Origin of the sequence: Kitasatospora sp. NPDC127121, assembly GCF_042677305.1 — a bacterium.
Lineage (GTDB): Bacteria > Actinomycetota > Actinomycetes > Streptomycetales > Streptomycetaceae > Kitasatospora.
In genome coordinates, this window is record NZ_JBHXTQ010000001.1 from 162,604 (window position 1) to 188,627 (window position 26,024).

The window sequence follows — 26,024 nt, forward strand, 5'->3', positions numbered from 1 at the left end:
CCGAGGTGGTTCCCCAGTGACGAACGCAGGAGAGCGGGGCGACGCCGGGCGCAGCCGGCCCCGGCGCCAGGTGGTGGTCACCGGGTACGGGGCGGTGACGCCGCTCGGCCACAGTGTCGGCGAGACCTGGGCGGCGATGCTCGCCGGCCGCAGCGGCATCGCCACCGTGGACGCGATCGACGTGACCGGTCTCGGAGTCCGGATCGGCGGCCAGGTGCGCGGCTTCACACCCGGCCGCTACATGCCGCCGACGGTCAGCCGCCGCGCCGACCCGTACGCGCAGTACGCCCTCGCCGCGGCGCTGGAGGCGTGCGAGCACGCCGGACTCGTCGTCGACGACCGCCTGGCGCCGCGGGTCGCCGTGATCATCGGCAGTGGCTACGGCCCGGTCGGGGCGATCTACCGCGCCGCGAACACGCTGCGCGACAAGGGGCCGCGGGGCATCAGCCCGTTCACCCAGGTCACCACCGCCATGGACAGCGCTGCCTGCGAGATCAGCATGCGTCTCGGCACCCAGGGGCCCAGCCGGGCCCAGAGCACGGCGTGCGCCAGCGGCGCGGACGCGGTGGGCGCGGGGATGCGCATGATCGGCAACGGGGAGGCGGACGTCGTCCTGGTCGGCGGCGCCGACGCCTGCGTCACCACCGTCGACCTCGCGGGCAGCGGCAACGCCCGCGCGCTGTCCAGGCGCAACGACGACCCGACTGCGGCGTGCCGGCCGTTCGACGCGCACCGCGACGGGTTCGTGATGAGCGAGGGGGCCGCCGTGGTGGTGCTGGAGGCCGCCGAGGTGGCCGACCGGCGAGGGGCGGCGGCTCTGGCCGAACTCGCGGGTTACGGAGCGAGTTCCGACGCTCATCACTGGACCGCCCCGCATCCGCAGGGGCGGGGCGCGTGCCTCGCCGTCGAGGCGGCGCTGCGCGACGCGGGGATCACGGGGGCGGACGTGGACTACGTCAACGCGCACGGCACCGGAACGGTGCTGAACGACGCCACCGAGACGGCCGTCCTGCGCAAGGTGCTGGGTGATCGTGTCACCCGGATCCCGGTCAGCTCCACCAAGTCGATGACGGGGCACATGATCGGTGCCGCCGGAGCGGTCGAGCTCGTGGCCTCGATCCAGGTCCTGCGCACGGGTGACGTCCCACCGACCATCAACTGCGACGAGCCGATCGACCCGGACATCAACTTCGTGCCGCACCGGGCGCAGCACCACGAGCGGATGCGGATCGCTCTCAGCAACTCGTTCGGCTTCGGCGGCCACAATGCCGCTCTCGTGGTCCGAGCGGTGTGAGGGCCCGGCCGTGAACCGCCTCCCGGAGCCGACCCCGAGCGCCGCCGCCGTCACCCGCAGCGGGCCGCTGACCTGGGTCCAGCAGTGGCACTGGTTCGAACGCACCATTCCCGCAGCACGGCGGGTGAACCCGACGCCGCTCGCCGACCACTGCCACGTCCCGCCCCCGGCAACCCTCGCCGACGTCCACGTGGCACTGGCCTCCCTCACCGCCCGTCACGAGGCGCTGCGCACCACGGTCGACCCGCTCCGCCCGATCCAGCACGTCCACCGCGCGGACTGGGCCCCGCTGCCGGTCGACCACCTCGACGTCCCGGCCGTCGATGCCGGCACCCTGGAGGCCGCCACCGCGGCGCTGGCCGCCCGCCCGATCGATCCCGAGCGGAATCCGCCCTGGCTCGCCAGGGTGCTGCTCGTGGCGGGAAGGCCGCGTGCGGTCCTGCTGGCCGCCCACCACGTGCTGATCGACGGCTGGGGGCTGGCGGTGCTGATCAACCAGTTGCACGACCAACTGCACGATCAACTGCGCGGTGTCGGCGCGCCGGCGGAGGCGTCCGTGCACCCGCTCGACACGGTCGCCGCCCAGCCCCTGGAACGCGCCCGCGCGGCGGAGCACGAGTGGCTCGCGCGTCGCGCGAGCAATCCGACCGGCGTGCTGGCACCGTTCGGCGGGGCCGACGACGGCGCCGGGCGCCACCGCCTCCAGCACCGCTCGGTGGGTGCGTACGACGATCTCCACCGCGTCGCCCGGCGCCATCGGGTCAGCCCGGAGGTCGTCGTGCTCGCGGCGCTGGCCCACGACGTCGCCGGCCGCACCGGTGAACACCGGTTCCTCGCGTCCGTGGTCGTCTCCAACCGGGCTCGGGCCGCTCTGCGCAACAGCGTCGGCGTCCGGGCCCTGACGGTTCCGGTGCAGATCGACCTCCGCCCGGGCGCGGCGTTCGGCGAGGTGGTCGCCTCGGTGGCCGCCGCCTCCGCCGCCGCCTACCGGCACGGTCAGTGGCGCCCCGCGGAACTGGTCGCCGCCGAGGCGCGGATGCACCGTCGCCTCGGTGTCGTGACCGTGCCCACCATCGAGTACAACTGCTACTCGTGGCCGCGCGACTACCTGGTCCCCGGGTACCCGGCCCCCGCCCACGACACTTTGCCGGACGCGTCCGCCACCTGGATCCGCAGCGCGCCCGACGAGCCCTGCGACACGCTCTACGTCGACCTCAGCCTCGACGCGGGGGCCGTCACCCTCGATGTCACCGTCGGGGACCACCTGCTCGACGCCGGGCAGGCCTTGGCGTTGCCCGTCCGTCTGTGCGCCTTCCTGCGCGCGCTCGCCGGCGGTGCCGAGTGCCCGGTTCCGGCGCGCCCGCTGACACCGGCCGCCTCCGGATGGTGGCGCGCCCCGCAGGGGTGGGTGTGCCCGGCCAAGGTCGAGGACGTGTTGCGCGGCCACGCCGGAGTGCTCGACGTGACGGTGGCGCCCAGCGGGGACGCCGCGGGGCAAGGCGAACCGCACCTCGTCGCACACGCTCGCACCGCCCCCGATGTCACCCCCGAGGACCTCCACCGCCACGTCCTGGACCACCTCGACGAAGTGCCCGGTATCGCGGCCCCGGGCCGCTACGTCCTGTCCCCGGCCGGTCCCGGATCCGGCCGGTCCTCCACCCCCACCACCGACACGGGAACGCTGCGGATCCCGTCTCGCCCGCCCACGACAGACGCCGAACGGGCGCTGGCCGCCGCCGTGGCCGCTGTCACACCCGGCGGCCTGCCGGGCAGCCCCTCCGACAGCCCTGACGCCGTGGACATGAACCGTTGCCTGGCCGACCACGGAGTCACCCTGGTCGCCGTCCCCCGTCTGCTGGCGCTGCTCCACCGGTTCGGCTTCACCGGGATCGCGCCGGACGAACTGGCCGGAACGGCCTCGCTCGGCCACCTTGCCACCGCCCTGGAGCCCTCACCGCCCCGCGCCCATCGTGGAGGAGAAACCTCGCCATGACCGCGTCCCGCACCGCCGGCCCGTCCGCGGACCGCCTGGCCCCGTGGGCCTTCGCCGCCTTCGTCGAGGCGAACACCCACGACACGGCGTACCGCCCGCCGGTGGTGGACGGTCCGGTCGGGCCGACCATCGTCCGCAACGGCCGCGAGCTGGTGAACTTCGCCAGCATCAGCTTCCTCGATCTGGAGCGCCACGTCCCGGTACGGCGTCATTTCGCGGAGGGGGCGCTCGCCCACGGCCTGAGCACCAGCGGGTCCAGGATGACCCAGGGGATCTGCCGCCCGCACCAGGTGCTGGAGGCGACGATCGCCCGTCACACCGGCAAGGAACGAGCCATCAGCTTCGCCACGGGGCTCCTGGCCAACATCGGGTTCGTCCACGCCATGAGCAGTTCCGCGCACTTCGACGCCGGGATCGAGGTGCGCAACCACGACACCGTGTTCGTCGTCGACCGCGACGTCCACTGGAGCATCTGGAAGGGCCTCCAGGGACTTGACTACGGCCGCAACGTCCACGCGTTCCGGCACAACGACGTCTCCGACCTGGCACGCGTCCTGGACCGGGCCCGCACCCGCAAGACCGTGGTGATCGCCGAGAGCATCTACTCGGCCGACGGCACCATGGGGCCGATCGTGGAGATCCTCGACGAGTGCGACCGGCACGGCGCCGTCAGCATGATCGACGATGCGAACGGCTTCATGGTCTACGGGCCCGAGAACCGCCCCTACGCCCGGGAGGCGGCCGCGATCCGGGAGCGGGCCGACTTCGTCATGGTGTCGCTGTCGAAGGCCATCGGTCTGGAAGGCGGCGCGATCGCCGGGCCGGCGGCGGCCATCGACGCCTTCGAACTGCTCTCCGGCACCTCGATGTTCACGGCCGCCATCCAGCCGCCGACCGCCTACGCCGCCGACCGCACGATCGACGTCCTCGCCGGCACTCCGGGGATCGTCGACGACTACCTGGCGCATGCCGCCCGCCTTCGCCAACAGATGCACGAGGCCGGCACGGCGACGACGCCGACCGAGTCGTACATGCTCTCGGTGCCGATCGGAAGCGACGCCGCCGCCCTGCAGATGCGGGAGTGGTTCGTCGAGGACGGCTACCTCGTCCCCGTCTTCTCCTACCCGGCCGTCTCACGCAACCAGGCGCTCCTGCGCCTGTTCCCGCACGCGGGCCACACCGAGGAGCAGCTGGACGGCTTCCTGCGCACCCTCCTCGCCTACCGGCGACGCCTCGGGCTCTGACGTCCCCACCGAGGCCCGCCGCACCGGGGCTCGCCGCACCGAGGCTCCTCACCGACCGATGATCGACCCCATCCCCATCCCCATCCCCAGAGAGAGGAACCCGTGGTGGACTACATCGACATCCTCAACGCCATTGCCGAGATCGTCGAAGAGGTCCTCGGCATCGACTCCGCCGAGGTGAGCGCCGAGACGTCGTTCACCGACGACCTCGACGTCGACTCCCTGGCCATGATGGAGATCGCCGTGGCGGTCGAGGACAGGTTCGAGGTGAAGATCCCGGACGACCGGGTCACGGGGTTGAGGACCGTCGGCGACGCGGTGAACTACGTCGCCGAGCACCGGTGACCGCCGCCGGGACGGCTCTTCGACGGGGGCACCCACGTCGCATAGTGACGCCCGGCGCCGGCGCCGCCGGCGTTGCCGGTGGGCCGCCGCCACGCCATGGCTGATGCCCCGTACCCGAGCCCCGGAGAGCCACCGATGACGACGGAGCCGACTGCCCCGCCCCTTCCGCGCGAACCGCTCGGCGATTCGCACCTGCGCCGCCTGATCGCGGGTCAAGGGCTGGCGGCCGTGGTCGATGCGCTGTTCATCGTCTGGCTCACGCTCTTCGTGCTCGACCTGTCGGAACCCGGAATCGCCACGGGGTTGGTTCTGGTGGCCGTGGCGCTGCCGCGAGCGGTGCTCCTGCCTCCTGCGGGAGTACTGGTCGACCGCCTCGGTCCCGCCCGTGTCGTGGCCGGCGCCGCCTGGCTCCGGGTCGCCGTCCTGCTCGCCCTCGGCGCCCTGGTCACCTTCACCTCACCGTCGTTGACGACGGTCGCGCTGCTCGGCGGGCTGCTCGGCGCCGCCGACGCCGCGTACTTCCCGGCGGCCCTGGCGTTGCTACCCGCCGTCGTGCCGACCGACAAGCTCTCCCGGGTCAACGGTCTGGTGCAGGGCGTGGAGTCGGGGGGCGACCTGGTCGGCCCGGCGGTGGCCGCCGGATGCATCGCCGCAGTCGGCTTCGCCGCGACGCTCGGTGGGATCGTGGCGATGGCCGCGTTGGCCGCCGTCGTCCTCAGCACACTGATCCGGGTGGTACGGCGTGGCGAAGGTGCCGGGGTCGACGCCGGTCCGGCCGCCGTCGACGGCGAGCAGTTCAGCAGTGCGCGTGCCCTCGGCGTGGGCTTGGGATACGCCTGGCACGAACCACTGGTACGAGGGATGCTGGCCGCCATCGCCCTGATCAACATCGCGGTCGTGGGCCCCGTGCTGGTGGGCGGCGCGGTGCTCGCCGATCAACGCCTCGGCGGCGCGGGATCCCTGGGCGTCGTGCTCTCCGGTTTCGGTGCCGGCTCACTGGCCGGCTCACTGATGGCCGGGTGGCGGCCGCCCGCCCGGCGCGGCCGGACCGTGGTCGGCGGTGTCGCGGCGATCGGCGCAGGCATGGCCGCACTCGCCGCCGTCACCCACGTCGTCGCCGCAACCGCCGTCGTCTCGCTGATCGGCCTCGGATCCGGGTTCCTCGGAGTGGTCGTCGTGGCCACTCTGCAGGAGCGGGTGCCCGAGCAACTGCTGGGCCGAGTGCTCAGTCTCGTCGTGCTGGCCACGGTGGCGTTCGACCCGTTCTCCTACGTGATCGCTGGCGCCCTGCTCCCCTACGGCACGACCACGCTGTTCCTGGTCTGTGGCAGCGCCGTCCTGGCGTGCGCCGGCCTGGTCGCCACGAGCCCGGCGATCCGCTCCCTGCGTTGACCGTGTCGATCACCGGTCATCCGCCGATCACCGGGCCCGGCCGAGGCCCCCGTCGACGAAGATCTGCGCGCGGTCGCGGCACGTGGGTCGAGGCGGGACCCTTCGAGTGAAAAACCGGAGCACGGCCGCCTGAGCGGCGCTTCGCCAACGATCGAACGGTCGTCAGACCATATGTTTATCTCCGGCGCTCACAGCGGCGGTGCTCGTGCCCGGAGTGCAATCCCACGTGCCACAGACCACGAAGCCAAGAGGACCAGTCATGCGCTCCACCCGCCGCGCTCTCGCCGCTTCAATCGTGGCGGCCTCCGCCTCAGCCTTCGGCCTGACCGTCCTCTTCATGGGCGGGACGTCCCAGAGTTCCGACGCCACCCAGGTCCGCACGGTCAACGCCCTCGGCGCCTCGCAGAGCGAAGCCGAATCATCCTGGTCACCCTCCACCGATCCGGACTCGGACGACTCGGTGCCCCGTTGCTTCAGCTACGGCGGGCCCTACTGCGGCTGGGTGAGAGCCTACTGGGGCGGCTGCGACAGGGACTGGGGCCTGAGCTACGGGTTCAAAGACCCCGACGTGCTCTGCCCCCACGACCCCCGCCCGAGCCCCTCGGCCACGGCCAGTCCCTCGGCAACGTCGAGCGCCTCGGCCAAGCCCAGCCCCTCCGCCAAGTCCGGCTCCTCGGCCACGCCCAGCCCCTCCGCCAAGCCCAGTTCCTCAGCCTCACCCAGCCCCTCCGCCAGGCCCAGCGGCGCTCGACCACAGCCGGCCCCTCAGCCGTACCCGAGCCGCTCGGACGAGCTCAGCCCCTCCGCCACGCCCAACCGCTCGGACGAGCTCAGCCCCTCAGCCACGCCCGCTTCCTCGGCCGCACCCAGCCCCTCGGCCACCCCCAACCGCTCGGACGAGCTCAGCCCCTCAGCCGTGCCCAGCCTCCCGGCCACGCCCGGTTCCCCGGCCGCACCCAGCGCTCCGGGCGAGCTCAGCCCCTCGGCGGAGCCCAGCCCCTTCGCCGGAAGTAGCAGCTCCTTCTCATGAGCCCCGTCGGGCCGTAGGAGAGAGTCGGCGATTCGCCGACCTGATGACGGACCTGGAACTGGACACCTCCTACGGCCACCACCTCCCCGTCGCACCCGCCGACGTGCTCGCCGGCCCGGTCGAGGTCGAGGTGCCCCGAGACCGTGAGGGCAGCTTCCATGGTCCGCCGGCGCCGTGTCCGTGGTGGCATGAGGTATCCACCGACGCGTTCCAGTCCGCGTTCATCGATGCGGACACGGCGTTCGGGAACTGGTTCGACTCGCCGGCCGGGCCGTCGTGTCGGCCGGGCCGGCGGCTACTCGCGGTTCAAGAAGAAGGGCCGGGCCCGGGCAGAGAAGGTGGGCATGGGGAAGGTCCTTTCCACGTCAGCTGAAGAGGGCTTCGAGCAGTTCCAGGGAGAGCGGGACGTCCGCCAGCCGGTAGCCGGCCGGCGGCTCGCGGTGCATGAGGTGGCGCACCAGGTAGTCCCAGCGGCGTCGGGCGACGTAGCCGCTGCGGCCGAGGAAGCTGTGCTCGACGCCGGGGACTATCAGCAGGTCGAAGTCCTTGTTCGCGGCGATCAGCGCGTCGACCAGCCGCATCGTCAGATGCGGTGTCACGTTGTCGTCCATGTCGCCGTGGACGAGCAGTAGTTTGCCGACCAGGTTCCCGGCCAGCTCGGTGTTGGACAGCCGGGCCCCGGCGTCCGGGTCGAACGGTCCGTCGTAGGACTCGGCCCACAGCGCGTGGTAGTGGCGGTTGTCGTGGTTGCCGGCCTCGGCCACGCCGACCTTGTAGAAGTCGGGGAACGCCAGGAGGGCGCGGGCGGTGGTGAATCCCCCGCCGGAGACGCCGAAGATGCCGACCCGGTCCAGGTCCAGCCACGGACGCGCTTGCGCGAGTTGGCGCAGCGCCGCGACATGGTCTTCGAGCGCACCCGCGCTGCCCATGTTGCGGTGGGCGTGGTCGTGGAAGGCCTTGTCCCGGCCGGGCGTTCCGCGGCCGTCGACGGCCAGCACCGCGAAGCCCAGCGCCGCCACCGCCTCGGCGTCGTAGCCGTAGGCGCCCGGGTCGAAGGAGGCCGCTACCCGGTGGATCTGCGGGCCCGGGTAGGGGTGGTCGATCACCGGGTAGCGCTGCGCGGCGTCGAAGCCGTGGGGCTTGTAGAGGACGCCGTAGATCTCGGTGACGCCGTCGGCGGCCAGGGTCCTGACCCGCTCCGGCGGCGTCCAGCCGGCGGCCAGCAGCGGTGTGATGTCGGCCTGTTCCAGCTCGACCAGCACGGCTCCGCCCCGGTCACGCACGGTGATCGTCGGCGGGGTGTCGACGGTCGACGCGGAGTCGACGAACCAGCGGCCGTGTTCCGGCGCGGTGATCACGTGGTCCAGATCGTCGTCGGTGAGCTTGGCGATCCCGCCGCCGTCCAGGCCGACCCGGACCAGCGACCGTCGGTACGGGTCGGCCTGGACCAGTCCTGAGACGACGGCGTACGCGACCCGTTCCGCCTCGTCGACGTGCACGATCTGCTGCACCGCGAACGGCCCTCGGGTGAGCTGTTCGACCAGCTCCCCGTCCTCGTAGCGGTACAGGTGCCCCCAGCCGTCGCGCTGGGAGTACCACAGCGTCTCGCGGCCGCCGGCGAGCACGTGCACGATCGGCTTCTGGGTGATCTCCTGCGCGGCCTCCACCCGCGTGTCGCCGTGCTCCTCGACCAGGGTGCGCACCTCGCCGGTCGCCGGGTCGAGTGCGTGCAGCCGCAACGTCCGGAGGTCACGGGGCTGATCCAGGTAGTAGACGGCCGTGCTGTCCTTGGCCCACCACGCCTTCTTCAGCGTGACAGGTGACATGTAGGGCAGCAGGAACGGGTCGGTCTTGGCGGGTGTCGCGGTCCGGGACGCGACGTCGAAGACGATCCACTCGCCGCAGGTCATCGGCTCGCCGGGGACCGGGTAGTGGTAGCTGCGCAGGCGCGGCCGGCCGCCATCCGGCGGGACGGCTTCGACCAGGTGCATCAGGGCGACATCGCTCTGGTCGGTGCGGTGGGTGAGGATGCGCGCCGAGTCCGGCGACCACAGCAGCGCCGGCGGCATGTCCGCAAGACCGAGCTTGCCGAGCAGGTGGGTGGGGACCGCCGCGTCGGGGTGGGCCGCGTAGCTGCGATCCGCGGTGCCGTCGGCGGTGAGCGCGAACTCCTCGCCCGTCTCGGCCGAACGCACCCACAGGTCGTGGTCGCGGCGGAACGCCGCCCACTTCTTGTCCGGCGAGGCGACTTCCAGCGGTGCGGGTTCGGCGTGCTTCTCGTCCCGCGCGCACCGGTAGTCGGCCAGCCGGCAGGTCCAGCGCGCGCCGAACGCGTCGAACGCGACCGTCCCGTCCGCGAACTCGACCGCCCGGAACGGCAGTGCGTACGGCTGGACCGGCTGGCCGGCGGCGGACGCCAGCGCGGCGGCGAGTCGTTCGGGGTCGAACGCCGGCCCCCGGGTCCCGGCGGCGGGGTCGACCAGCACGAACTCGCCGCCCCGCTCGGTCTCGACCCGGTACCAGAACCTCTCGCCGCCGCCGATCCAGACGGGCTTCGCCTTGGCCCGCAGGGCGAGCCGGGATCGGTTGTGCAGCAGCATCCGCTCAGCTCGGTCGTAGGCGATGGCGGGGAGTGCGTTCATGGACATCCGGCCTCCTGGAATCAGTCTCGATCCAGGAACAGTACAGCGTACGGTACGCTGATGGAACTGCGGTCCCGAACGAATCAGGAACCCCAATGTCATCGCCCAGACACAAGACAGCGCCCGCTCGCGCACCCCGCGGCACCCTCAGCCCCGAGGCCATCGTCCACGCGGCGATCGAACTGATCGACCGCGACGGACTGGACGCGGTGACCATCCGTCGGCTCGCCGACCACCTCGGCGTCCGCCCGATGTCGCTCTACACGCACTTCCGCGACAAGGACGCGATCCTCCTCGCCGTCACCGCGGAACTGCTGAGCCGATTCCAGTGGCCCGACCCCGACCTCGACGACGTCGCATGGCTCCGGCAGGTGATGCACGCCTACTTCGAGCTGTTCATCACGCACCCGGCCCTCCTGCAGATCAACACCCCCTCCGACGGAGTCGGCGACGTCGAGGCCCGCATGTCCGAACAGATCTACGCCCGCCTGGCGCGACTGCAGGTCGACCACCGGACGGCGATCGGCCTGCTCGCCACGCTGATCCGCTTCGTCCTCGGCTGCGCCACGCTCTACCCCGTCCGCCGAGTCTGGGACGAGGACCCGCAGCACTGGGAACGGGTCCGCCAACAGTGGGCCCGCCTCCCGGCCGAGGTGTACCCGGCGATGCACGCCACCACCGTCGACTTCCCGACCTTCACCCAGCGGGACGTCTTCGAGTTCGGCCTCGACGCCATCCTCGCCTCGCTCCCACGATCGCCCTGACGCCCTGACGCCGGCGGCGCTCATGAGCTGCTCTTCCGTGATTGGGAGACACACCGGTCACCGGGCGCTGCCCCGTAATCCCGAAAACACCACACTCACAAGCTCGTTGACATCTCGCATGAGCCGTCAGCGACGCCCGTCACGCTTCGGTACCACTGATGATGGGACAGGGCCTCTTCAGGGCCGGGCCGTTTCACCGTCGGTCTGGTTGGTGGGTCAGCTGGCGGGGGTGCCGACGATGTTGGTGAGGTCGACCGCGGCCCAGCTGCCGTTCGGCTGGAGGGCGGTGAGGTTGATGTGGCCGCCGTTGAGGGAGCTGCGGGAGTAGACGGCGAGGGTGCCGTCGGGGTCGGTGGTGGCGCTGACGGCGCCGTCCGTCACCGGGGTGCCGACCTTGGCGGTGAGGTCGGTAGTCGCCCACTTGTCGGCGGTGTCCTTGTAGGTGATCTGCAAGTGGCCGTTGGCCGCATTGGCACTGACCACGCCGGTGACACCGTTCTTCATGGTGAAAGCACTGGGCGCGCCACCGGCCGAGACCGGGGCGCCGACGACGTTCGTCAGGTCTACCGTCGCCCACTGGCCGTTCGCATACCTGGCGGTGCCCTGAAGATGACCGTCCGTGCTGCGGGAGTAGATCATGAGGGTGCCATCGGAGTCCGTGGTGGCACTGACGGCGCCGTCGGTGGCGGGTGTGCCGGCCTGGTTGGCGAGGTCCGTGGTCGCCCACTGGCCGGCGGTGTCCTTGTAGGTGATCTGCAAGTGGCCGTTGGCGGCATTCGCGCTGGCCACGCCGACGGTCCCGTTCTTCTGGGTGAAGGTCGCAGGCACCCCACCCGCCGAAACCGGGGTGCCGACGACGTTCGTCAGGTCAACGGTCGCCCAACTCCCGTTCGGCTGAAGAGCAGTGAGACTCAGATGCCCGCCATCCGTCGAACCACGCGAGTAGATGGCAAGCGTGCCATCGGGGTCCGTCGTTGCACGGACCGCACCTCCGGTGACCGGCGTACCGACCTGGTTGGTGAGGTCGCTGGTCGCCCACTTGTCGGCGGCGTCGCGATACGTGATCTGCAGGTGCCCGTTGGCGGCGTTGGCACTGACCACGCCGGTGACACCGTTCTTCATCGCGAAGGCACTGGGCGCACCACCCGCCGAAATCGGAGTACCCACGACATTCGTGAGGTCAACGCTCGCCCACTTGTCGGTCGGATACCTGACAGTCCCCTGAAGATGACCATCAACGCTACGGGTGAACGTGTAAGCCGTACCATCAGCACCACTCACCGAACCACCGTCACCCAACGCCGGCACCCACGCCGAACCCGGCGCCGGGTCGTTGACGACGTTCTTGTAGCGCAGCGCCTTGTAGTCGCCGTTCGGGTGCGAGTCGAGGGACGCGGCGTTGATCGAGACGCCGGTCCGGTGCTTCACCGGTGTGCTGCCGAAGGAGTAGTACGAGAAGGTGGTGTGGGCGGCGTCGTCCCACTTCTCGAAGAGGATGACGTGGTCGTAGTACGAGTTCAGGATGTCGCCCGGCATCAGGTCGCTGCGGCTGATCTGGTAGGTGAAGCTGTCCGCGAGGCCCTGCGTGTTGGCGCTGGTGCCGAGGTGCCAGGCCATCGAGACGTAGCCCGAGCAGTCCGTGCGGTAGCCGCGGCCGGAGGAGTCCGGGTACGAGCCGCCCTGGTCGTAGCCGATGTTCTTGCCGTACCAGAACTGGGCGCGGGCGAGGATCTCCGAGCGGGTGATCTGGCCGCCGACCGAGGAGGTCGTCGCCGCGTACGAACTCCCGGCGGTGACGGCCGTGACGACGACGGCACCGGAGGCGGCGATGGCGGCGGCGAGCGTGACGCGCAGCAGCTTGGACGTCTTCGAAGGCATGACGGTGCTCCAGCGGGGAGAAAGGGGTGGGATCGGCCGTGCGTGGTGCTCGGCACACACCGGGCCGTGACGGCTGCCCTCCAGGAGCAGCGATCGGTGACACCTGGTCCGGTGTGCTGCCCCGGGCAGGTGCTCCCTGGCGGCGGTCACCAGTCTCACCACAGGTCAGGAGCCTCGAAAGGGCCTTCGGCTGGCCTGAATCGGCCCAGGCCCGTTCCGGCCAGCCCGGAGGTTCCGGCGCTCTCCCTCGCCGGACTCGACTCACGAACACGTCCTTACCAAGACCCCTCGATCCACCAGCCCCTCGTGACCGACGTCTGCACCAACAGCCCTGTCCCGTCATCGCTGGCGGCGAAGCGGGACAGGTACCGCTGGCAGGTCATGCGCCCCTGCCCCGGCCGTGCCCCCGCAGCTGCCGGGATTGCCGGGGAGGGGCCCGCCGAGTGGGCGGAGTGGGGGTGTCGGGACCGTGGCTCAGCCGAGCGTCAACGACTTGGAGTGGGTCCGCCAGGCCTCGTCCACCGAGACGGTCTCACCCTTGTAGCTGGGGCTCTCGTAGCCGGTGGCCTGGAATCCGGTGAACAGGTTGAACCAGCAGTTGGCGTACGGGCGCACCGAGTAGACGTGGTCCTGGAGCGGGGCGGGGATGTCGAAGGAGTAGTCGGCGGCGTTCCCGTTGTAGCACGCGTGCGGGCCGGTGAAGGTCACCGATTGGCCGCCGAAGAAGAAGTCCTGGTAGATCGTCCCCAGGACCACCAGGTCGGAGAGGCCGGCCGGGCTGTTCAGCTCCTTCGCGAACGCGCTGTCGCGGGCGGCCTCGGCGGCGGTCGACGGAGCGTCGGCGACCCGCCCGCCGGTGGCATGGCTGATGGCCTCCCGGTAGGTGCCGAAGCACTGCGCCTGGCCGCCCTGCGCGTTCACCACGCAGTGTCGGGTCGAGTCTGCGGCCGTCGTGGGTCGAGCGACGGCCGTGGCCGCGCCGGACAGGGACAGTGCGATCGCCGTCGCCGCGAGGACGGCTCCGATGCGCTTGAGGGAGCGTGCCATGGTTGATCAACTCCTGGGTCGAAGACCGGCGCCTTTCGGCCGGTGCACGGCAACCCTCTCAATCGGCTGCACGATTCTGGCATGATCTGATCACTGCTTTGTCGTGACGCGCGCTGCCGCGTGCCGGCACGTGACAGCTCAGGTGACACACCCGGGCGCGGAGTGACGCTTCGTCAACACCGGCGTCTCCCAAGGGAGGTGCCTCGGTATCGCCGGTGGGGGGGGACATGGAGTTCAGGATCCTGGGGTCCCTGGAGGTGTGGGCCGGGGCCGCTCCCGTACGGTTGGGCGGGCGCCGTCAGCGGAGTCTGCTGGCGATGCTCGTGACGCACTCGAACCGGACCGTCCCGGTCGCCCGACTGGTCGACACGGTCTGGGACCAGGACCCTCCGGCCACGGCGGACCGCCAGATCCGCAACATGGTCGGCCTGCTGCGCCGCATGCTCGGCACGGGGGCGGCCTCCCCCATCGTGACCGACGGCGCGGGCTACCGGCTGGTGGCGGACGACGCCCGGGTGGACCACCGCCTGTTCGCCTCCCGGGTCGCGGCGGCAGCGGACCTGGACGCGGCGCAGGCCGTCCCCCGGTTGCGCGAAGCCCTGGAGCTGTGGCGCGGCCCCGCACTGGACGGGTTGCCCGGCCTGGTCTTTGCCGCCCTCGCGACCGGCCTGGAGGAGCAGCGGATGGCCGTGCTGGAGCGGCTCTACGAACTGGAGCTGGAGGCGGGGCGGCACCGCGAGGTCGCCGCGGAACTGACCGGCCTGGTCGCCGATTTCCCGCTCCGTGACCGCCTGGTGCGGCAGCTGCTGACTGCCCTGCACCGCTCGGGCCGACACGGCGACGGGCTGGAGGCCTACCGGCGCCACGCCTCCCGACTCTCCGAGGACCTCGGGCTGGACCCGACACCTGAGGCCCAGGCCCTCCAACGGGCCCTCCTCCTCCCCTGTCCGGCACCAACACCCTCACCGGCACCGACCACCCATCCGGCACCGACCGCCCGTCCGGACCGGACCGCCCCGACCACCGGCGTCGCCCCTGCGGCGCCCCCGGCGGACCCGAGACCCGAGCAACTCCCTTCCGGCCTCTCCGTTTTCGTCGGCCGCGCCCCCGAACTGCTCGTACTGGACCGGGTGCTGGCCACCGGGGAGCCCGGCGCCCGCCCAACGGCGGCACCGTGCGCCGTGATCACGGGTGCCGCCGGAGTCGGGAAGTCCGTGCTGGCGCTGCACTGGGCCCACCTCACGCGGGAGCGGTTCCCCGACGGACGGCTGTTCGCGGACCTGCGGGGCTGGTCCGCCGCCGGCCCCCGCTCCCCGCACGGGGTGCTGGCGGCGTTCCTGCGCGCGCTGGGCGTGACGGCCGAGTCCATACCGGCTCAGTTGGACGAGGCGTCCGCGCTCTACCGGTCGCTGCTGGCGGAGCGGCGGATGCTCGTCGTCCTCGACGACGCCGCCGGCCCGGAGCACGTCAGGCCACTGCTACCGGGCGGCAGCGGCTGCGCCGTCGTGATCACCAGCCGGGACCGTCTCACCGGACTCGTCGCCCGCGAGGGCGCCCACCGGGTCGCGCTCGACGGCTTCACCCCCGCCGAGGGGCAGGCGCTGCTCGCCCGCATCCTGGGCGCCGACACCGCCGGCACCGCCGAGGCGCAGCGGCAGGCCGGCGCCCGGCTGCTCGACGCCTGCGGGCACCTCCCGCTGGCGCTCGGCATCGCCGCGGCCCAGCTACGCGATCGGCCGCAGCGTGATCTCGTCGCCTTCGCCGACGAGCTGGCCTCCTCCACCGACCGCCTGGGCGCCCTGGAGGCCGACGGTGACGACCGATCCTCCCTGCGATCGGCCTTCGGCCTCTCCTACCAGGCGCTCGACCCCGCCGCCCGACGCCTGTTCCGCCGGCTCGGCCTGTTCCCGGGGGTGGACATCAGCGCCCCCGTCGCCGCGACCCTGTCCGCGTACGCCGTCGACGCGTGCGAACGGCTCCTCGGCCGCCTGACCACCGCCCACCTGCTCGCCGAGCCCTCACGGGGCCGCTACCGCTTCCACGACCTGCTGAAGCTCTTCGCGGCCGAGCTGGGCGCCCGCGAGGAGAGCCCGGAGGAACAGCGGGAACTACACGAGCGCTGGCACGCGTGGTGCCTGCACCACGCGCACGCCGCTGCCCGGGTGCTGACCCCCGGGCGGCGGAGGGTCCCCCTGGGCTCGCCGCCCGAGGGTCTGCGGGTGGCCGACCTCACCGGCCCCGAACAGGCCACCCGGTGGTGCGACGACCAGCGGGCGAACCTGCTCGCCACCGTCCGCCACGCTCACGGACACGGGGACGACGAAACGGCCTGGAAACTGCCCGCGCTGCTGTGGAGCTACCTCCACCGCGCTTCGCCGCAGACCGAAGGGGTGGCCCTGGGCCGGACGGCCGTGGCCGCCGCCCGCCGCCTGGGCGACCTGAGCGCCCAGGCGCACGGCCTCAACGACCTGGGCCACGTCTGGGGCGCCCTGGGCGAACTCACCCTGTCCCGGCGGACATTCCAGCGGGCCAGGGTCCTCGCCCACAACGCCGGCGACCGGTGCGCCGAAGGCCGGGCCCTGGCCAACCTCGGCGCTTACCACTACTTCACGGGCCACTACGCCGACGCCGGGGAGTACTACGAGCAGGCCCTCGACCTGCTGACGGCCGACGGCCCGGAGACCGACGACTGGACGGCCGACCTCTGCCGTACCAGCCTGGCCCCGACCTACCTGCTCCTGGGCCGCTACCAGGAAGCATCGGACCACGCGAGCCGCGTGCTCGCCCGGCCCAGGGCCCAGCGGAACGGGCCGATGGACTGCTCTCTGCTCAACACCCTGGCCGCGGCGCAGCACGCCCTCGGGCGGCCGGAGGAGGCGGTCGGGCACTACGAACGGTCCCTCGCCGTGAGCAGCCGCCTGACAGGCTATCCCGCCCAGCGGGCCCACGCCTTGGCAGGACTGGCCGCCGCCCACCGGGCACTGGGGCGCGAACAGCGCTCCCGTCAGGCCTGGGACGCCGCGCACGAGATCTACACGGAGCTGCCGGCGCACCAGCTGACCTCGAACCTGCCGATCCTGGCCGCACTGGGTTTCACTCCGCCCGCCACGACCGACCGGCGACCCTGAGGCGTGTCACGTGTCGGAACGACGTCGGATCCATGCCGTGGCCAGCACTCCCAGAACCACCAGCAAACCGCCGACCGCGATGCCGACGTGGTCCGCGCTCAGCAGACGGCTGTGCCTGCCCTCGGCCGTGGCGGAGCGCGGAGGAGGGGGGATGGTGGCCCCGGGGCTGGGGGTTTCCGACGCAGACTGGCCGTCTTGAGGACGGTCCGTCGCCTGGGGTGACGGGGAGCCGGACGGGTCGCTCCCGTCGGCGGCTCCACCCCCGTACAGAAGAGCGCCGTCACCGCGGTCGCCGTCACCACGCTCACCGCCGTCGTGCTTGTCGATGCAGTGGGTGGCCGGGAAGGAGAAGACTCGTTCGTGGCGGTCGAACGCCTTCACCACGAAGAGCGGGTGCTCCCTGAAGAAGTCACGAATCTGCCACTCGTACTGGTTGCTGGTCTGGGTGGGATAGTTCACGTCCAAATACGTTGAAGGAGCGAAGTTGTCCCATGGTGCTGCCGGCGACGAGGACGGGGATGACGTGGACCCCTGGAGAACGAGAGCCTCCGGCCCGTGCCGGCCGTTCTTCAGGATGATTCGGAAGCTCTGGTCGATGAGGATGACACGGCGGGCACTGTGGCAGTCACGCGGGGGATTGTGGTCGTGGTGTCCTCCCTCCCCCACGCCGTCCCCGTCCTGAATCCACAGGGAGCCGAACGCATGCCGTGCGGACGCCTGCGCGGCGACGTCCGCCGACGGGGACGCGAGGGCGATGACCGCGCCCGCCAGCGACGCTGCGGCCCGGGGACGGCGATTCATCCAACGACCTCCATGGGTGGCGAACACGCTGGACCGCCCGCTGGGCGACGCGTCCGAATCTCAGGAGAAGTTAAGAGGAGTCGACTCGTCACATCGTGAGCCTCCCTGGGGAGCCCTCCTTTTGTCACTCAGCCGCAGCAGTCGGTTGACGACCTGGTCAAGCGCTGGGCCGGGCGGGGCTCACGGAGTGCGGGCGGGGTGGGGTGGCAGGGGGAGACGGAGGAGGAAGCGGGCGCCTGCGGGGGAATCGGCGAGGGCGAGGGTGCCGTGGTGGCGGGTTGCCAGGTCGCGGGCGATGGCGAGGCCGAGTCCGGCGCCGCCGGTGTCGCGGGTGCGGGCCTCGTCGAGGCGGGTGAAGGGGGCGAAGACGCGCTCGCGGTCGGGGGCGGGGATACCAGGGCCGTCGTCCAGGACTTCGAGGACGGCCCAGTGGCCGTCGGGGCCGGGGTCCTCGGTGAGGGTGACGGTGACGTGGTCGGCGGCGTGGCGCAGCGCGTTCTCCAGCAGGTTGCGGAGCAGGCGGTGGAGTTGGGCGGCGTTGCCGGGGACTTCCAGCGGGCGGTCGGCGTGGACGGTGATCCGGCTGGTGCCGTGCGGGAGTTCGGCGGCGACGTCGCGGGCGAGGTCGGTGAGTTCGACCCGGGTGTGGTGGGCCGGTGCGGCGACGGGTGGGCGGGCGAGCAGGAGCAGGTCGTCGGCGAGGTGCTGGAGGCGGACGGTGTCGGCGCGGGCGGCGCGGACGACGGTGGGCCAGTCGGTGCGGTCGGGGTGGGTGAGGGCGACCTCCAGGGAGGTGCGCAGTCCGGCGAGGGGACTGCGCAGTTCGTGGGAGGCGTCGGCGACGAAGCGGCGCTGGGCGGTGACGGCGTGGTCGAGCTTCTGGAGGGTCTGGTTGGTGGTGGTGGCGAGGTGGGCGATCTCGTCGGCGGTGGACGGGACGGGGACTCGCCGGTCGAGGTGCTGGGCGGTGATGGAGGCCATCTGGGCGCGGATCGCCTCGACCCGGCGCATCGCCCGGGCGGTGACCGCCCAGGCGATGGCGGCCACCAGCAGGACGGCGAAGGGCCCGGCGACCAGCAGCAGCCGTTGGACGGACTCCTGGACGCGTTCGGCGTCCCAGGGCGGTACGAGCAGGTAGGCGGTGACGGTGCGCTCGCCCCGGTCGGGTTCGCCGAAGCCGGACTGGATGGAGTAGCCGCTGATGCCGCCGGCGCTCTGCCCGTACAGGGGGAGGGTGTGGTGGGCCAGGCGGCTGGCGGTGGCGGTGGCCGGGGCGTCGAGTGTGAGGGTGCGGGAGACCTGCTCGTCTGCGGGCAGCGGCGTGAGCTGGGCGGCGACCTGGGCGCGGAAGGGTTCGAGGTCGGGGCTGACCTCCAGGAGCCGGCCGGAGTCCAGGACGAGGGCGTAGACGCGGTCGCCGAGCAGCAGGCCGCTCGCCGGGACGTGGCCGGTGCGCATGTCCGCGACCGCCACGTCGAGGCGGGCCTGTGCGGCGACCTTCGCGTCGTTCAACTGGGAGTCGTAGAGGCTGTGGCTGAGCCAGAACGCGCCCGTGGTGAAGGCGGCGGCAGCGGCCAGGCCGGCCGCTGCGGCGGAACGGGCCCGCAGCGAGCGCAGTGAGTGCAGTGAGCGCAGCAGCCGGGGCGGCCGCGGCGGCCTAGCCACGGGAGTCCAGCCGGTAGCCGGTACCGCGCACGGTGAGGATGGAGTTCCGGCCGAACGGGACGTCGATCTTGCGGCGCAGCGCGCTGACGTACACCTCGACGATGTTCGGGTCGCCCTCGTAGCCGCTCTCCCAGACCTGGTCGAGGATGGTGGTTTTGGCGACGACCTCGCCGGGGCGTTCGGCCAGGCACTCCAGGACGGCGTACTCGCGGGGTGTGAGGGCGATCGGGGTGCCGGCGCGGCGGCAGGAGCGGTCGGCGGGGTCGAGGACCAGGTCGCCGACGGTCAGCGCGGGCGGGCGTTCGGCGCCGCCGCGGCGGACCAGGGCCCGCAGCCGGGCGACCAGGACCGGGTAGGAGAAGGGCTTGGCGAGGTAGTCGTCGGCGCCGGTGTCCAGGGCCTCGATCTCGTCGTACTCGCCGTCCTTGGCGGTGAGCATCAGGATCGGGGTGGTGACGCCTTCCTGACGCAGCTGGGCGCAGACCCGGTAGCCGTTGAGGCCGGGGAGCATGACGTCCAGCAGGATCGCCCGGTAGTCGCCGGTGCGCGCGTACCAGAGGCCGGAGCGGCCGTCGTGGACGACGTCCACGGTGTAGCCCTCCGCTTCGAGCCCGTCCCGGAGGGCGTCGGCCATCCGGGTCTCGTCCTCCACCACCAGTACGCGCATGCGTCTCAGCATGTCACGGGGGGTGTCGCGGTTCCTGAAAGTGCTTTCAGGCTCTTTCAGCGGATCTTCAGAGGGCGGGTCGGACGCTTCGGGGGTCGCCCCACGTCCGCCCTACCGCGAGGTGAGCCCCGTGACTCTGACCCTGACCCGCGCACCCCGCGCCACGGTCGCACCCCAGCTCCGGTCCCAGCCCCAGGCCCGGCCGGGCCGGACCGCCCTGCTGCCCTGGGCGCTCGCCGCCGTGCTGTTCGCCGCCTACGGCGCGCTGTCCGTCTCCCGCCATCTGCACCTGCGCACATCCGGCTTCGACCTGGGGATCTTCGAGCAGGCCGTCCGCGGCTACGCCGAGGGCCGCGCGCCGGTCTCCGAGCTGAAGGGGCCGGGGTTCCACCTGCTCGGGGACCACTTCCACCCGATTCTGGCCACCCTCGCACCGCTCTACCGGGCGTTCCCCTCCCCGCTGACCCTGCTGGTCGCCCAGGCGGCACTGCTCGCCGTGTCCGCCGTCCCGGTGACCAGGGTGGCAACGCGGGCGGCCGGTCCGTGGGCGGGCGCGGGCATCGGCGTGGGGTACGGGCTGTCGGTCGGCCTGCAGCAGGCGGTGGCCTTCGACTTCCATGAAATCGCCTTCGCCGTACCGCTGTTGGCCTTCGCCCTGGAGCGGCTGACGCTGCGGAGGTGGCGCGCGGCCGCGTGGTGCGCGCTGCCGTTGCTGCTCGTGAAGGAGGACCAGGCGGCGACGGTCGTGGCCGTCGGCTGCTACCTGTTCTGGCACGGCCGCCGCCGACTCGGCGTGGCCGTCGTCGCGCTCGCCGCCGCCACCGTGGCGCTGGTGGTGCTGATCGTCATCCCGGCCCTCAATCCCGACGGCGTCTACACCTACCTGTCCAACGTGGACGGTCCGTCCGACGACCCCGTGACCAGGCTGCTCCTGCCCGCCCAGAAGTGGGGGACCGTCGCCGTCCTGCTGGCCCCCACCGCGTTCCTGGCGCTGCGCTCGCCACTGATCCTGCTCGCGCTCCCCACCCTGGCCTGGCGGTTCTGGTCCACCAACCCCGCCTACTGGGGGACGGGCTTCCACTACGGCGCCGTCCTGATGCCGATCATCTTCGTCGCCTTCGCCGACGCCCTGGCCCGGCTCCGCGCACGGCACGGCCTGCGGCGGTGGACGGCCTGCGGCCTCGTGGCCGTCGGGCTCGCGGTGACGGCCGCCGCCCTGCCCTTCCGCCCCCTCGCCGAGCTGGCCCGGCCCGCCACCTGGCAGCGCGACGCGACGGCCGACGCCGTGCGCGGGGTGCTGCGGGTGATCCCGGACGGTGCGCAGGTGGCGGCCGCCAACGGCATCGCGCCCCAACTCACCGACCGCACCCGGGTTTTCCTCTTCCCGTACTATCCCGGAGGCCCCGGCGCGAAGCCCGACTGGGTCGCGGCCCCCGACCACCCGCGGGACGGCCTCTTCCCCGCCGACCAGGAGGCCGAAGCCCTTCGCGCCCTCCCCGCCGCCGGCTACCGTCCCGTCGCGAGCGCCGGCGGTGTCACCGTCTACCACCTCGGCGCGCGGGAATGACGGCCTCCTGCGGAAGCGTCGGCCACCGGGGTGCGGGCGAAGGACACGTGCGCTGCGGCAGGCACCAGGTAGCCGGCCCCGGCCACCCGGGCCGGCTCCAGGCCGCCAGTGGCGTAGTCGTTGTGCACGTGGGTCTCGGCACCGACCTGGCCGCTCAGGTCGCCGGTGCGGCGCGGTCTCCCGCCCCGTCGTCAGACGGTGAGGTGCCTGGTGCCGGGGTCGGTGGCGGCCTCGGGGGTTGCGCCGTGCTGCTCCTCGTCGGGGCGGGCATCCCTGGGCAGGAGGAAGGTGATGGCGAGGAACGCCACCAGCAGGCACGCCTGGACGATCAGCGCGTGGTGGAAGCCGGTGGTGAAGTCGCCGGTCCTGACCTGGTCGAAGAAGACCGAGCCGAAGACGGCGACGCCGATGGAGCCGCCGACCGCCTGGACCGCGGTCAGGACTCCGGATGCGGAGCCGATCTCGTGGTCGTCGACGGCGGCGAGGATGAAGCTGAACAGAGCGGCGATCACCATGCCGGCGCCGATGCCCGCCACGACGGTGCCGGGAACGACGTCCCAGATGGAGAAGGTGGCGGTGTCGAGGCCGTCGAGTTCGAACCACAGCGCGGCCGCACCGGCGAGCTGGACCAGCGGTCCGATCTGGAGCACGCCACGGCCGATCCTGTTCACGAGGAAAGCGCCGCTGACGGCGCCGCCGATCGCGGTGCCCACCGCGAGGGGCAGGTTGCCCAGTCCCGCCTCACCTGCGGTGAAGTGCCTGCCGATCTGGAGGTAGAGGGTCAGGACGAGCTGGGTGCCGATCATCCCGCCGAAGAACAGGGCGATGCCGCCGAGCCCGACGGTGAAGGCGGGCTTGCGGAGCAGGGCGGGGGTCACCAGCGGTTCGCGGCCCGCGGCGGCCGTTCGGCGCTGCTGAAGGGCGAACAGGGCGAAGCCGATCACGGAGGCGGCCATGCTCAGCCAGGTCCACAGCGGCCAGCCGTCCTCCTGTCCCTGGTTCAGCGGCAGCACGAGCAGGGCGCACGAGGCCACGATCAGGGCCGCGCCGGTGATGTCGACCCGTACCGTGCGGCTGCCCGCCCTGTCGGGGACGAACTTCGCGGCGACGATCAGGGCCGCGAGTCCGATGGGCAGGTTGATCAGGAACACCGATCGCCAGCCGAGGCCGAAGAAGTCGCCCTCGATGAGGAAGCCGCCCAGGACCGGGCCGATGATGCCGCCCAGACCGAGGACGGGCCCGAAGATCGCGAAGACCTTGGCGAGCTCGGGGCCGGAGAAGTTCTCCCGCAGCAGGCCCAGGCCCTGGGGCAGCAGCAGCGCCCCGGCGGTGCCCTGCAGCAGGCGGAAGGCGATCAACGACTCGATGTTCGGCGCGAGCGCGCACAGCAGCGAGCTCGCGGTGAAGGCGGCCAGGCCGACCAGGAACATCCGGCGCCGGCCGTACCGGTCGCCGAGGCGGCCGCCGAGGACCAGGCCGGCGCCCAGGGTGAGGGCGTAGCCGCCGATGACCCATTGCAGTCCGACGGGGCCGGAGCCGAGGGATTCCTCCAGGTCCGGGCCGGCGACGTTGACGATCGAAGCGTCCAGGAGGTCCATGATCTCGGCCGTGATCATGACCGCCAGGATCAGCCACCGCCATCGGTAGGGCTCGGCGGCGGTGCCGAGGGTGGGGGCAGGGGCGGACACGAGCAGATACCTCCATGGTGAAGTAATTTCACAGTGAAGGTAAAATGATGGAGATAGGTTGTCAACCTGGAATGCCGATGTGACCGCGCGGCGGACGACGAGGGTGGAGGGTCCCGTGGAAGAGGCCAAGCGCGACAAGGTCGCGGAACAACGCGACAAGGTCGCGGAACAACGCGACAAGGTCGCGGAACAGCGCGAGCGCCTGACGGAAGCGCTGAGGATCTACGGCACCCACTACACGGAGCTCGGCCGCCGCTTCGCCGCCTGGCTCGGCCTGCACTCCACCGACGCCATCGCGCTGCTCCAGATCACCGCCGCCGAGGAGCGCGGAACCCCCCTGTCACCGGCCCGGCTCAGCGAGCGGATCTCCCTGTCCACAGGAGCGACCACCGCACTCCTGAACCGCCTCGAAGCCGCGGGACACATCACCCGTGCCCGTGAACACACCGACCGGCGCATCGTCACCCTGCGCGGCGGAGGACACATCCGGGAACGGGCGGAGGAGTTCTTCGACCCGGTCGCCCACCGCCTCGACGCCGCGATGTCGAACTACCCGCCCCGGCTCCTGGAGCAGTTCGAAGCGTTCATGGCCGACCTGAACACCGCCTTGGACACCCACCTCGGGGAACAGGACTCGAAGGCGCCGCACTCCCCCGGCACGTCCGCCCCCGGCCGGGAATGATCCGGACGCTCAGCAGCAGGCGAGCGGTGCCGCGACGGCCCGGGCCGTCGGAGCCTCGGCGTCGGCGATCCGGCCGCGCAGCATCGCGTCGATGACCGCCATGTAGCGCTGCGTCCGGGGGCCGCCGAGGAGGAAGGGGTTCGCGGCGCCGGGCGGCTGGTGGCGCAGTTGTTCGGCGCGTTCGAGGCCGTGGTCGTTCGGGTGGTTGGAGAGCTCGACCTCCACGTTCGCCCGGCGCATGACGGCCCGGAAGGCCTGGACGGACGCGAGGAAGGTGCGCAGCTCCTCCACCGTCGAGGGCGGGTTGAGGCCGCCCCACAGCATCGCGCTGTGGTGCCGGCGGCCGGCCCGGACGGGGATGATCGGGGAGACGGTGCCGGGGGTGTGGCCCGGGGTGTGGTGAAACTCGATCGTCGTGCCGCCGAGCGTCAGCTGCTCGCCGTCCGTGATGTCGAGGTCCCGGGCGGGGGCGTCGGCCGGGCGGGTGCGGGCGAGGAGGTCCCAGTCGGCCGGGGACATGTGCACGCGGGCGCCGTAGCGGTCGGCGAGGGTTTGCGCGCCACCGAAGTGGTCCGAGTGGCCGTGGGTGAGGACGACGTGCTTGATCGCCGCCGGATCGGCTCCGACCGCGCGCAGCCCGGGGACGATGATGCCGTCGGCGTCGGCCGGGGAGGTGAGTGCGTCGATCAGCACGATGCCGTCGTCCGTCAGCACGGCCATCGCGGAGACCCAGCCCGCGCTCAGGAGCACGAGGTTGTCGAACAGCTTGACGGGTGCCGGCGCGGGCAGTTGGGGAAGGTCGGAGCCGGGGGTCAGCGCCGTCACCAGGGCGCGCAGCACGGGGTCGTCGCCGGCGAGGCGGCGGGCGCGGTCGTAGTGCGGGCGGAAGGCGGACGGCGTACCCGCGGAGGTGGACGCCGGGGCCGGGGCCGGGGCCGAGGCGGAGGCCGGGGCCGAGGCGGCGATCGGCGCGGCTCCGGCGGCGATGCCCAGGGCGGCGAGCTGGGCGAAGCGGCGTCTGGTGAAGTCGGCGTCCGTGGCGGTCCGGCGGGTGGGGTGGATCACGGCGGTCGGGGCTCCTGGTGGTCGGCGCTCTTGGCGGTCAGGGCTCTTGGTGGTCGGGGGTGTTGGTGGTCAGGGCTCTTGGTGGTCAGGGGTGTTGCTGCTCGGGGGTGTTCAGCCGAGGGCGCCGACGACGGTCTTCGTCGCCTGGGCGATCAGCGCGTCGTCGGAGGTGGCGTCGGCCTTGCCGCGGTCGGACAGGACGACGATCACGACCGGGCTCCGGCCGCCGGAGGGCCATGCGACGGCGGCGTCGTTGCGGGTGCCGTAACCGCCGTTGCCGGTCTTGTCGCCGACCTTCCAGTCGGTGGGCACGCCCGCGCGGATGTACGGGGCGCCGGTGGTGTTGCCGACGAGCCAGTCGGTCAGCAGTCGGCGCCGGTCCTCCGCGAGGACGTCGCCGAGGGCGTAGCGGCGCAGGTCGGCGGCGAAGGCGCTGGGGGTGCTGGTGTCGCGGGTGTCGCCCGGGGTCGCCTCGTTGAGGGTGGGCTCGTTGCGGTCGACGCTGGTGGTCTGGTCCCCGAGGTCGCGCAGCGACTGCTGGACGGCCGCCGGGCCGCCGAGCTCGGCCATGACGAGGTTGGCGGCGGTGTTGTCGCTGTACTGGATCGCGGCGGCGGCCAGATCACGCACCTTCATGCCGGTGGCGACGTGCTGCGAGGTGATCGGCGCCCACGACAGCACGTCCTCCTGGCGGTACGCGACCACCTTGTCCAGCTCCGCGTCGGAGGCCTTGCGCAGGAGGGCGCCGGCGGCGAGCGACTTGATCGTGGACGCGAACGCGAACCGCTCGTCGGCCCGGTAGGAGATCTCCCGGCCGCTGCCGGTGTCCACCGCGTACACGCCGAGGCGGGCGCCGAACTGCTGCTCAAGCCCCTTGAAGGAAGCGCTCGTCGTATCTGCCGCAGGCATCGCGCTGGATGCCGCGGCGGGCGTGCCGGCAGTCGCATGGCTAGTGAGTCCCGCAGAGCCGCACCCGCTCAGCAGGGTGGCCGCGAGCAGGGCCACGGCGGGCAGCACGGTACGGGGGCGGCGGAGGGCAAGCGTCATCGGTGGTCTCCCAGGTGGTTCGTGTCGTCACCCTCAGCTAAACAGGCCGTCGGCCCATCAGTCCAAGATGACTATGGTGAAGAGA

At 72.1% G+C, this 26,024-nt stretch carries 19 protein-coding genes; 10 read left to right on the plus strand and 9 right to left on the minus strand.

Annotated elements, in window-relative coordinates; genetic code table 11:
- Positions 1 to 16 precede the first annotated feature (16 nt).
- From fabF to ACFVHI_RS00720, 6 genes are all read left to right on the plus strand, one after another.
- Positions 17 to 1,294 carry a beta-ketoacyl-ACP synthase II gene (gene fabF, locus ACFVHI_RS00695; protein WP_380334276.1) on the plus strand — a complete coding sequence of 426 codons (1,278 nt, stop codon included), beginning with the start codon at positions 17 to 19 and terminating at the stop codon, positions 1,292 to 1,294.
- A 10-nt stretch (positions 1,295 to 1,304) separates the two neighbouring features.
- Positions 1,305 to 3,287: a condensation domain-containing protein gene (locus ACFVHI_RS00700; protein WP_380334279.1), complete on the plus strand. Its 1,983-nt coding sequence runs from the start codon at positions 1,305 to 1,307 to the stop codon at positions 3,285 to 3,287.
- A complete protein-coding gene (locus ACFVHI_RS00705) occupies positions 3,284 to 4,531 on the plus strand; it encodes an aminotransferase class I/II-fold pyridoxal phosphate-dependent enzyme (protein ID WP_063351932.1) in 1,248 nt (415 codons plus the stop codon). The genes ACFVHI_RS00700 and ACFVHI_RS00705 overlap by 4 nt, the downstream gene beginning before the upstream one ends.
- A 102-nt stretch (positions 4,532 to 4,633) precedes the next feature.
- Entirely contained in the window at positions 4,634 to 4,876 is a 243-nt protein-coding gene (locus ACFVHI_RS00710) for an acyl carrier protein (RefSeq protein WP_063351933.1), read from the plus strand.
- A 135-nt stretch (positions 4,877 to 5,011) separates the two neighbouring features.
- A complete protein-coding gene (locus ACFVHI_RS00715; protein ID WP_380334282.1) occupies positions 5,012 to 6,268 on the plus strand; it encodes an MFS transporter in 1,257 nt (418 codons plus the stop codon).
- Between the two features lie 259 nt (positions 6,269 to 6,527).
- Positions 6,528 to 7,298 (plus strand): hypothetical protein, encoded by a 771-nt coding sequence (locus ACFVHI_RS00720; RefSeq protein WP_380334285.1) that lies wholly within the window; start codon positions 6,528 to 6,530, stop codon positions 7,296 to 7,298.
- Between the two features lie 365 nt (positions 7,299 to 7,663).
- On the opposite strand, the gene ACFVHI_RS00725 is transcribed toward ACFVHI_RS00720, so the two are convergent.
- Positions 7,664 to 9,946, minus strand: a complete 2,283-nt coding sequence (locus ACFVHI_RS00725; protein ID WP_380334288.1) for a DPP IV N-terminal domain-containing protein — start codon at positions 9,944 to 9,946, stop codon at positions 7,664 to 7,666.
- Between the two features lie 89 nt (positions 9,947 to 10,035).
- On the opposite strand from ACFVHI_RS00725, the gene ACFVHI_RS00730 reads away from it, so the two are divergent.
- Positions 10,036 to 10,704: a TetR/AcrR family transcriptional regulator gene (locus ACFVHI_RS00730; RefSeq protein WP_363367813.1), complete on the plus strand. Its 669-nt coding sequence runs from the start codon at positions 10,036 to 10,038 to the stop codon at positions 10,702 to 10,704.
- Positions 10,705 to 10,920: 216 nt separating this feature from the next.
- On the opposite strand, the gene ACFVHI_RS00735 is transcribed toward ACFVHI_RS00730, so the two are convergent.
- Positions 10,921 to 12,582, minus strand: a complete 1,662-nt coding sequence (locus ACFVHI_RS00735) for a hypothetical protein (protein WP_380334292.1) — start codon at positions 12,580 to 12,582, stop codon at positions 10,921 to 10,923.
- Between the two features lie 474 nt (positions 12,583 to 13,056).
- Complete coding sequence (locus ACFVHI_RS00740) at positions 13,057 to 13,629, minus strand: hypothetical protein (RefSeq protein WP_380334294.1); 573 nt, start codon at positions 13,627 to 13,629, stop codon at positions 13,057 to 13,059.
- Positions 13,630 to 13,856: 227 nt separating this feature from the next.
- Here ACFVHI_RS00740 and ACFVHI_RS00745 point away from each other — a divergent pair, with 227 nt between their 5' ends.
- Positions 13,857 to 16,757 carry a BTAD domain-containing putative transcriptional regulator gene (locus ACFVHI_RS00745; protein WP_380334297.1) on the plus strand — a complete coding sequence of 967 codons (2,901 nt, stop codon included), beginning with the start codon at positions 13,857 to 13,859 and terminating at the stop codon, positions 16,755 to 16,757.
- A 6-nt stretch (positions 16,758 to 16,763) separates the two neighbouring features.
- Here the strand turns inward: ACFVHI_RS00745 and ACFVHI_RS00750 are convergent, their stop codons facing one another.
- The 3 genes from ACFVHI_RS00750 to ACFVHI_RS00760 form a co-directional block, all read right to left on the minus strand.
- On the minus strand, positions 16,764 to 17,558 hold the full coding sequence (locus ACFVHI_RS00750) for a hypothetical protein (protein ID WP_380334300.1): 795 nt from the start codon (positions 17,556 to 17,558) through the stop codon (positions 16,764 to 16,766).
- 180 nt (positions 17,559 to 17,738) lie between these two features.
- Positions 17,739 to 19,223, minus strand: coding sequence for a sensor histidine kinase (locus ACFVHI_RS00755; protein WP_380334303.1), 1,485 nt, complete (start codon positions 19,221 to 19,223; stop codon positions 17,739 to 17,741).
- The gene (locus tag ACFVHI_RS00760; RefSeq protein ID WP_063351942.1) at positions 19,216 to 19,890 is read right to left on the minus strand and encodes a response regulator transcription factor; all 675 of its coding nucleotides are present in this window, start codon (positions 19,888 to 19,890) and stop codon (positions 19,216 to 19,218) included. Before ACFVHI_RS00760 ends, ACFVHI_RS00755 begins: the two co-directional genes overlap by 8 nt.
- A 130-nt stretch (positions 19,891 to 20,020) precedes the next feature.
- On the opposite strand from ACFVHI_RS00760, the gene ACFVHI_RS00765 reads away from it, so the two are divergent.
- On the plus strand, positions 20,021 to 21,457 hold the full coding sequence (locus ACFVHI_RS00765) for a DUF2079 domain-containing protein (RefSeq protein WP_380334306.1): 1,437 nt from the start codon (positions 20,021 to 20,023) through the stop codon (positions 21,455 to 21,457).
- A gap of 191 nt (positions 21,458 to 21,648) precedes the next feature.
- On the opposite strand, the gene ACFVHI_RS00770 is transcribed toward ACFVHI_RS00765, so the two are convergent.
- Positions 21,649 to 23,073: an MFS transporter gene (locus ACFVHI_RS00770; RefSeq protein ID WP_380334904.1), complete on the minus strand. Its 1,425-nt coding sequence runs from the start codon at positions 23,071 to 23,073 to the stop codon at positions 21,649 to 21,651.
- 187 nt (positions 23,074 to 23,260) lie between these two features.
- On the opposite strand from ACFVHI_RS00770, the gene ACFVHI_RS00775 reads away from it, so the two are divergent.
- Positions 23,261 to 23,827 (plus strand): MarR family winged helix-turn-helix transcriptional regulator, encoded by a 567-nt coding sequence (locus ACFVHI_RS00775; RefSeq protein WP_380334309.1) that lies wholly within the window; start codon positions 23,261 to 23,263, stop codon positions 23,825 to 23,827.
- A 9-nt stretch (positions 23,828 to 23,836) separates the two neighbouring features.
- Here ACFVHI_RS00775 and ACFVHI_RS00780 read toward each other — a convergent pair whose 3' ends face one another.
- A complete protein-coding gene (locus ACFVHI_RS00780; RefSeq protein WP_380334312.1) occupies positions 23,837 to 24,892 on the minus strand; it encodes an MBL fold metallo-hydrolase in 1,056 nt (351 codons plus the stop codon).
- 111 nt (positions 24,893 to 25,003) lie between these two features.
- The gene (bla, locus tag ACFVHI_RS00785; protein WP_380334315.1) at positions 25,004 to 25,939 is read right to left on the minus strand and encodes a class A beta-lactamase; all 936 of its coding nucleotides are present in this window, start codon (positions 25,937 to 25,939) and stop codon (positions 25,004 to 25,006) included.
- Positions 25,940 to 26,024 lie beyond the last annotated feature (85 nt).